Below are 3,509 nucleotides of genomic sequence, written 5' to 3'. Positions count from 1 at the left end.
TTCCTGTTTTCACAGGTGGGGGAAAATTAAATGAGCGAATGGCGGAATTTTCAGTTGACAAATACAATTGCCGCCTTATTGTCGAAGATGATGGACAAGGTTTTGAACGAGATCCTTTTCATCATCCTTCCCTTTATGCTCTTCGCATAATGAGAGAACGAGCCGAATTCAAATTAATCGGGTTAATAACCGAACACGTATAGAAATACGAAAGGAGAATCTGAGTTGAAACCTCCGTTCCGCATTTTGATTGCCGATGATCATAAACATGCCAGAGAGGGAATTCGCCAAATTGTACTAAGTGATCCTGAATTTGAGATTGTAGGAGAGGCACAAAACGGATTGCAAGCTCTTGAGCTTACGGAACAGTTGATGCCGGATCTTATTCTAATGGACATCAATATGCCCGTCATGAACGGCCTGGATGCAACGAAGGTGATTAAGGAGCGATATCCATATGTCAAGATTGTGGTAAAAACTGTCTCTGATGATGTCACAGATTTGTTTGAAGCACTAAAAAAAGGAGCACAAGGTTATTTGCTCAAGAATCTGAATCCTTCTGCTTAGCTTGACTATCTAAAAGCTGTGGCCGTAGACGAGACACCGGTGTCCAGGGAATTGGCTGTGCGATAGCTTAATGAATTTGCTCAAAGAGAACACTCTGAACCGAAAAAAATTCCCCTCTCAGCCCGAGAAATCGAAGTCCTGGAATTGGTGGCAACCGGTTGCACCAATCGTGAGACAGCCGAAAGACTCAACATATCCGAAAACACCGTAAAAAACCACTTGAAAAACATTTTGCAGAAGCTCCACCTTGAAAATCGGGTGCAATTGATAAGCTATGCATACCAACAAGGTTGGATTCATAAGGGGAAGAGATTGAAATGAGCTTTAAAAAGAATGTTTTTGTTTCTTGTCACTCTCATGACTTTCATGATATTACTGTCTGCTTGTGCTTGGCATGAAAACCAAAATCACGGAACGGATCATAATACTCCAATCAAGCTAACCAATGATTTTTCAACAAAACCTCAGATGATCCCGGTAGGGAATGAAGCTCAATTGATTGCATATGTGACCAAACAGGGAAAGCCTGTAAACGATGCGACAATCGAGATGGAGTTATGGCGGGACGGGGATCAAGATCATGAAAAGTTGAAAGCCACCGGAGAACAGGCAGGCAACTATACTGTCAAAAAAGGTTTACCAAAGCTGGACTTTACCACGTAACACTTCATACCACCACGAGCGAAATCCATCAGATTTCTACCAAATATTTCTAATCCGTTCAATCTAAATAACTCAGCATTACAAGAAACACTCGCAAGATGGCAGCATTATATAAAAACCGCATAGACGCAAACATTCATTTACACATAATTCCATACGTTTGCTCTTGGCGACCCTGAACTACCCCAATCTTGTTGAGTAAGCTAACCACTACTACTTTTTATGTTGGCACTTGGTAACAGTTACGCTGGCAGTCCCCGAATAAGAGTCTCTTTCACTAAGAAAATTCGGACGGAGGCATAAACAATCCAATTGAGACGCATCCGAAGTTGAGGGGTGTATCTATAATAATGGTCATGAGTAAAAAGTGGCACGCCTTAGGGTGTGCCACTCTTTAAATTTATTCTGGCATGTTCCCAACAGTGGGATCCGGAGTGAAGGACGGTTTAAATCCTTCGTATTTGACTTCGGTAACCATTCCCGCTGAAGCATGGTGGAGATCATGGCAGTGAAGCATCCAGTTTCCATCATTGTCAGCAACAAATGCGATCTCATAAGTTTCACCGGGTCTCACGTTCAGAGTATCTTTCATTAATGGAGAGCCGTTGAGTGGTTGCCCGTTTTTGGTAATGACTTGGAAAAAGTGCCCGTGCAAATGAATCGGATGATCATATTTTCCTGGATTTGTAAGGGTAAGTTTCACTCGCTGACCTTTTTTCACCGTTATGGGATCTGTATCGGGATATGTTTTTCCGTTTATTGTATAAACAAGTGTTTCTTTCCCGTTATTAGTTACCATCTTGGAGTCTAGAACTAACTTTTGCTCGATATCAAACTTCATGTTTGGATTGATCGGTTCTGCTTTCACGTATTTTGAGAGATCGATGGTCGGCAAGTCCTCTTTCTTATCCACTTCTTTGTTTACTCGCTTTGAATCGCTGCCATATTGGATAGGGATCACCATATCTTTGGCTGCCGAGCTGTCAGTATGATTGTCGATAGAGAAATTGCCGGTCCCTTCAGCTGTAAATTCGATGTCATATCGTTCCCCTGGTGCAATGGCCAATAATCGATCGGTTAATACAGGTCCGTTTTCAATTGGCTGCCCGTCAGTGTGAGTAATGCGAAACGGTTGCCCCTGCAGGTGCAACTTGTGAGTTTGAAAGCCTGCATTCACAAATCGAAGCTTTACATTTTCACCTTGTTTGACTTCAACGGGCTGTATGGATTGGCCGGCTTTACCGTTCACCGTAAACACATTGTACATCGTCTTCATCATCGTGTCGTGGTCCATTTCGGACCCGTTTGAGTTGGTATTGCTTCCTTGCGTTCCCTGATTCATCTGACTGTGGTCCATTCCTTGCATATTCTGATTTCCGTTACCCATTTTGCTGTGATCCATACCTTGCATATTGCCGCTGTTCGTCTTTGAGCCACCCATTTCATGTCCGGTCGTGCCGCCAGACATCCACTCATCAAGCACGAGTGTATAATCACGGTCATATTTAACCTTTGGATCTTTGGGTTCAATAATAATCGTACCATAGAGGCCGCGATCTTCTTGTTCAACCGCTTTTTGATGTGAATGGTACCAGTAAGTTCCTGGCGTAGTTGCGACAAAATCATAAGTGAATGTCTCACCGGGCCTTACAGCGTTCTGTGTCACGCCTGGAATACCATCCATGGCATTTGGTACAGGGATTCCATGCCAGTGAATGGAAGTGGGTTCGGGTAAATCGTTCTTTAATGTAACACGAACTCGATCTCCCTCTGTGACACGGATCTGGCTCCCCGGAGAGTAGCCATTATAGGACCAAATATCTACTTTCGTCCCATCTTTCAGTATCTGTTTCCCTGTTTGGGCAGTAAGTTCAAATTCTTTTACAGTAACACCATTTTCGTGATGAGTCTTGGCTTCGGCAATAAAGGGCCCTTTTGTTGAAAAAATGTCTTGGTTAAATCCAAACCATGTAGCGGTCGCGATCACACCGGCAGCCGTTAGGGTAATGAGCGTATATTTTCGTTTACGATTCCATCTCATGTTTTCTACCTCCTTGAACCTGGATTAATTGTACCCCACGATTGTGGAGATTTAATGAAGAATGAAGCGGGAAATATGAGTCACAATTTTGTAACCAAATTGAAACATTTTCTAGGCAGGACGTTGTCGTTTTTTATCGAAATATGTGACTGAATTCTTTGAATGAAAAAAGGAGCTATTCCTGTAATGAATTAAAACGCAGTTTGCAAAAAGAAAAGCGCCTCCTGTATGCTGGGTC

At 42.8% G+C, this 3,509-nt stretch carries 2 protein-coding genes and 2 pseudogenes; 3 read left to right on the top strand and 1 reads right to left on the bottom strand.

Annotation, left to right across the window (positions count from 1 at the left end; translation table 11 throughout):
* The 3 genes and pseudogenes from ACFO8Q_RS06480 to ACFO8Q_RS06470 form a co-directional block, all read left to right on the top strand.
* Positions 1–203, top strand: a pseudogene (locus ACFO8Q_RS06480) (hypothetical protein); the annotation flags it as partial.
* A gap of 22 nt (positions 204–225) precedes the next feature.
* Positions 226–888, top strand: a pseudogene (locus tag ACFO8Q_RS06475) (response regulator).
* Between the two features lie 12 nt (positions 889–900).
* Entirely contained in the window at positions 901–1,230 is a 330-nt protein-coding gene (locus ACFO8Q_RS06470; RefSeq protein ID WP_380024914.1) for a FixH family protein, read from the top strand.
* A gap of 400 nt (positions 1,231–1,630) precedes the next feature.
* On the opposite strand, the gene ACFO8Q_RS06465 is transcribed toward ACFO8Q_RS06470, so the two are convergent.
* Entirely contained in the window at positions 1,631–3,271 is a 1,641-nt protein-coding gene (locus ACFO8Q_RS06465; RefSeq protein ID WP_380024913.1) for a multicopper oxidase family protein, read from the bottom strand.
* Positions 3,272–3,509 lie beyond the last annotated feature (238 nt).

It is taken from the genome of Effusibacillus consociatus, assembly GCF_042652925.1.
In the GTDB taxonomy this organism is placed as follows: Bacteria; Bacillota; Bacilli; order Tumebacillales; family Effusibacillaceae; genus Effusibacillus; species Effusibacillus consociatus.
This window is presented reverse-complemented; position numbering and strand designations above follow the sequence as displayed.

What these genes read in the sequence shown, in the direction of transcription:
- ACFO8Q_RS06465 (WP_380024913.1), bottom strand. Translation starts at nt 3,271, where the DNA reads ATGAGATGGAATCGTAAACGAAAATATACGCTCATTACCCTAACGGCT.
- ACFO8Q_RS06470 (WP_380024914.1), top strand. Translation starts at nt 901, where the DNA reads ATGTTTTTGTTTCTTGTCACTCTCATGACTTTCATGATATTACTGTCT.